At 72.7% G+C, this 4341-nt stretch carries 5 protein-coding genes; 3 read left to right on the top strand and 2 right to left on the bottom strand.

Going from position 1 to position 4341, the window contains the following annotated elements; all coding sequences use genetic code 11:
• Window positions 1-109 precede the first annotated feature (109 nt).
• From ACXJKL_RS15615 to ACXJKL_RS15605, 3 genes are read left to right on the top strand one after another with little or no spacing between them, the layout of a single operon-like run.
• Window positions 110-211: a 30S ribosomal protein bS22 gene (locus ACXJKL_RS15615; RefSeq protein WP_008356322.1), complete on the top strand. Its 102-nt coding sequence runs from the start codon at window positions 110-112 to the stop codon at window positions 209-211.
• A gap of 24 nt (window positions 212-235) precedes the next feature.
• The gene (locus ACXJKL_RS15610) at window positions 236-1246 is read left to right on the top strand and encodes an NAD-dependent epimerase/dehydratase family protein (protein ID WP_457207951.1); all 1011 of its coding nucleotides are present in this window, start codon (window positions 236-238) and stop codon (window positions 1244-1246) included.
• Window positions 1239-2396: a lysophospholipid acyltransferase family protein gene (locus ACXJKL_RS15605; RefSeq protein WP_457207950.1), complete on the top strand. Its 1158-nt coding sequence runs from the start codon at window positions 1239-1241 to the stop codon at window positions 2394-2396. The genes ACXJKL_RS15610 and ACXJKL_RS15605 overlap by 8 nt, the downstream gene beginning before the upstream one ends.
• A gap of 37 nt (window positions 2397-2433) precedes the next feature.
• Here ACXJKL_RS15605 and ACXJKL_RS15600 read toward each other — a convergent pair whose 3' ends face one another.
• Both ACXJKL_RS15600 and ACXJKL_RS15595 read right to left on the bottom strand, forming a co-directional pair.
• Window positions 2434-3762, bottom strand: a complete 1329-nt coding sequence (locus ACXJKL_RS15600; RefSeq protein WP_457207949.1) for a DUF5667 domain-containing protein — start codon at window positions 3760-3762, stop codon at window positions 2434-2436.
• A gap of 184 nt (window positions 3763-3946) precedes the next feature.
• Window positions 3947-4341 (bottom strand): RNA polymerase sigma factor (locus ACXJKL_RS15595; protein WP_457207948.1); only part of this gene is annotated, 395 nt, incomplete at its 5' end.

Here is a 4341-nt window from a genome sequence, read left to right as displayed (position 1 = left end):
ATTCTCCACCGTCCGGTGCGGCCAGTAGGCTGTACAGGTCGCGCGGGCGCCTGCCTGCGCGCCGCACGTGCGCAGGAGTGCTCGTGCGACGCACGCGAAAGGTTTCCCTGTGGGTTCTGTCATCAAGAAGCGGCGCAAGCGCATGGCCAAGAAGAAGCACCGCAAGCTGCTCAAGAAGACGCGCGTCCAGCGTCGCAAGCTCGGCAAGTAGGTCTCGGGCCGGGGGCTGGAGGTCATGGGACGGGTCGTGCTGGTCACCGGGATCTCCCGGGACATCGGCCGGCGTTTCGCGCGCTCGGCCGCCAGCGACCCGTCCATCGACCGGGTCATCGGCGTCGACGTCGTGCCACCACGCGGTGACATCGGCGACGTCTCCTTCGTGCGCGCGGACATCCGCACGCCGGTCATCGCCAAGGTCCTCGCCAAGGAGGACGTCGACACCGTCGTGCACATGAGCGTGATCGCGACCCCAGGCTCGGCCGGGGGACGTCACACCATGAAGGAGCTCAACGTCATGGGCACCATGCAGCTGCTCGCTGCATGCCAGAAGGCGCCCGGACTGGAGCAGGTGGTCGTCAAGTCCACCACCACGGTGTACGGCGCGAGCTCGCGCGACCCCGCGATGTTCACCGAGGAGATGGGGCCCAAGCGCCTCCCGTCCTCGGGCTAYGCCAAGGACGTCTACGAGGTCGAGGGCTACGTCCGCGGCTTCGCGCGGCGCCGGCCCGACGTCGCCGTGACGATGATCCGCGCCGCCAACGTGATCGGACCGCACGTGAGCAGCCCGATGACCAGCTACTTCCGCCTGCCGGTCGTCCCACGGGTGCTGGGCTTCGACCCTCGCCTGCAGTTCCTGCACGAGGACGACCTGCTCGACGTGCTCAGGCACGCGGTCACCGCCGGCAGCCCGGGCACCTTCAACGTCGCCGGCGACGGCATGCTGATGCTCTCCCAGGCGGTCCGCCGCCTGGGCAGGCCGTCGGTCACTCTTCCGGCGGTGGCGGTCGGACGCCTCGGCTCGACCCTGCGCCGGGCCCGGATGGCGGACTTCTCTCCCGAGCAGATCGGCTTCCTGACCTACGGTCGGGGTGTGGACACCACGCGGATGCGCACCGAGCTCGGCTTCGAGCCGCGCTTCACGACCGCGTCGGCCTTCGCCGACTTCGGGGTCTCCCTGGGTGCGCCGCGGCACACCGCCTCCGGGCCGACGCTGGTGGGCACCGGGTCCGGCGGCTCCCGTGGCTGAGTCCCGACGTCCCGGCCCCGAGGGCGCCGACGTCGTCCCCATCGGTACGTCGGGTCGTCCCGGTCGCGGGACCGGCAAGCAGCGTCCCTCCGCGGCCGCCCGCAACCTCGCGCCGACCCCGCGCAGGACCACCGCGAGGCCCACCCCGGTCAAGGCAGCCCGGCCCGCTGCCGCGCCGGCCCCCGACCCGGTCGAGGCGGCCGAGCAGGCCGCCCCGCGTCCCGCCACCACCACCGAGGAGCGCCACCCGCTGGCGGGCATCCCGGTGGGCGACTGGCTGCAGGCCTTCCAGCACGCGGCGGTGGAGCTCTTCGGCGACCAGTGGGAGCGGCGGCTCGCCGAGCTGATGGCCTTCCTGCGACGCCGACTGTCGGGCGACTACGTCGTCGACGAGTACGGCTTCGACGCCGAGCTGACCGAGCGGTTCTTCATGACCGCCCTGCGCCCCCTCGCGGAGAAGTGGTTCCGCGTGGAGGTGCGCGGGGCCGACAACATCCCCGCCACCGGGGGTGCCCTCGTGGTCTCCAACCACTCCGGCACGGTGCCGGTCGACGGACTGATGACCATGGTCGCGGTCCACGACACGACGGGCCGGTTCCTGCGGCCGCTGGGCGCGGACCTGGTCTTCAGGATGCCGCTGGTCAGCGCGATGGCGCGCAGCGGCGGTGCCACCCTGGCCTGCACCGAGGATGCCGAGCGGATGCTGTCCGGCGGCGAGCTGGTGGGCGTCTGGCCCGAGGGCTTCAAGGGCATCGGCAAGCCGTTCGCAGAGCGCTACAAGCTGCAGCGGTTCGGTCGCGGCGGCTTCGTGTCGGCCGCGCTGCGCACCGGCGTCCCCATCGTCCCGCTGTCGGTCGTCGGGGCGGAGGAGATCTACCCGATGATCGGCAACCTGCCCAACCTGGCCCGACTGCTCGGCGTGCCGTACATCCCGATCACCCCGCTCTTCCCGCTCCTGGGCCCGCTCGGCCTGGTGCCGCTGCCGTCCAAGTGGCTGCTCGAGTTCGGCGAGCCGATCCGCACCGACGAGTACGACGCGGTGGAGGCCGAGGACCCGATGCTGGTCTTCGACGTCACCGACCAGGTGCGCGAGACGATCCAGCAGACGCTCTACACGCTGCTCCGGGAGCGCGACAGCGTCTTCCGCTGACGCCCGGCGAGCTCACGGGGTCGCGGGCACGCGGAGCTCAGTCGAGCAGCGAGTCGGTGGTCTCCTCGAGCGGGCCGGCCACGTCGGGCACCCCGCCCACGACCGGTCCCACCACGGGTCCCACGACGGGCACCTCGTTGACCAGGGCGGGCACGTCGCCGGTGAGCAGCTTGGTGACGTCGTCGACCGGTCCCTCCACGGTGCCCTTCACGGTGCCCTTCACCGTGCCCTTCAGAGTGCCCTGGACGGTCCCCTTGACCGCGCCCGGCACGGTGCCCCCGACGGTGTCGTCGGCCCCGCCGGCGGTGCCCGGCACCTGGGTGGGGGCTCCGCCCGGACCGTCCTGGGTGCCRCCCGTCGTGCCGCCGGCGGGGGTGGTGTCGAGCTCGGGGACGACGATGCCGCCGACGTCCTGCCCCGAGATGGTCGTCGTGACGGCCGGTCCGTCCGTGCGGCCCCGGTCGACGATCGACGCGGACGACGTGCTGAGCACCGTCCCGAGGTCCTGTCCGGGTGCCGCGGCCGAGAGCAGGAAGGGCGGCAGGGTGGCGACCCCGCCGCCGCACGCCGGGCAGGCGGTCGCGGCCCGGGCGTCGATCTCGGCCAGGGTGTTGCCGGCGGTGACGAGCTCGTCGCGGGCCGAGTCCGGGATCGTCCGCTCGAGGAGGGCCAACCGGTCGAGGCTGGAGGCGGTGAAGGACCGCAGCGAGGTGATGACCTGCTCGTCGCCGGACTCTGCGTACGCGTCGAGCAGGATCTCGGACGCCTCCGTCGCCTGCTCGTCGAACGAGGTGAGGGTGTCGGCCACCGCCGCGTCCCGGGACCGTGAGCTGCCGCCGGCGAGCTGGTCGACCTCGACCAGCCGGCCGCGGGCGTTGGCCAGGAGGCGGGTGCCCTGGGCGGCGTCGTCGGTGGTGAGGCCGGTGCGGGCGTCCTCGATCGCCCGCTTGACGGGGTAGAGGGAGTCGCCGGGCAGGGCGGTCTGGGCGGCGACCGCCATCGAGGTCGTGGCGCCGACGAGGGCGGCCCCGCCGAGGAGCGCCGCGAGGCGGCGGTCGCGGGACCGGGCCCGGGGTCGGAGCACCAGGCGGGCCTCGTCGTCGCGTGCCGGGGCCGGTCGGGCCACCAGGACGGTGTGGGCCTCGGCCATCAGGCGCTCGCGCAGCGCGGCGGTGAACTCGGGCCGCGGAGCGATCTCGGGGACGGCCCGCAGGTCGTCGACCACGGCCAGCAGGTCGGCGAAGCGGGCGGCGTCGTGCTCGGTGAGGGGTGGTCGCGGGGAGGTCTCGGCCGCCCCGGTGGCCCGGCGCTCGACCAGGGCGTCGAACTCCTCCGCACGTCGTCGTGCCGAGAATGGCGCAGTCATCCTGTCCGTCCTTGCGTCTCGTGCTCAGTGCCGCCCGATGCGGCCGTGCGGTGCCCCTCCACCCCGATGAACGACGCCTCCGTCGGGGAGGTTACGCAGCGTGATCTCCGCTGTGGCTCCCGCCGTGATCCGTACCGTGGTCCGGTGAGCTCATCGGCATCGGACGGGCGTCGCCACGGGGTCGTCATGCGTCCCGCATCCCCTCGGGCAGCAGCTTGGCGAGGTTGCGTACGCCGCGCAGCTGGAGCTGCTTGACGGCGCCCTCGCTGCGGTCGAGAGCGCTCGCGGTCTCGGCGATGCTCATGCCCTGCAGGAACCGCATGATGATGCACTCGCGCTGCTCGGTCGGCAGCTCGGTGAGGGCCTGGAGCAGGATCTCGTTGGTCATGCCCTCCAGCACGGCGTCCTCGGGTCCGTCGGTTGCGTCGTCGTGGAGGCTCATGTCCTCCGTGGTGAGCTCCAGCCGGGTACGACCCGCCTTGTAGTGGTCGGTCGTGAGGTTGCGGGCGATGGTCATCAACCAGGCGCCCAGGTCGCGTCCCTGCCACCGGAAGCTGTTCATGCTGCGCAGGGCCCGGA

This window comes from Nocardioides sp. P5_C9_2 (assembly GCF_054049555.1).
This window is presented reverse-complemented; position numbering and strand designations above follow the sequence as displayed.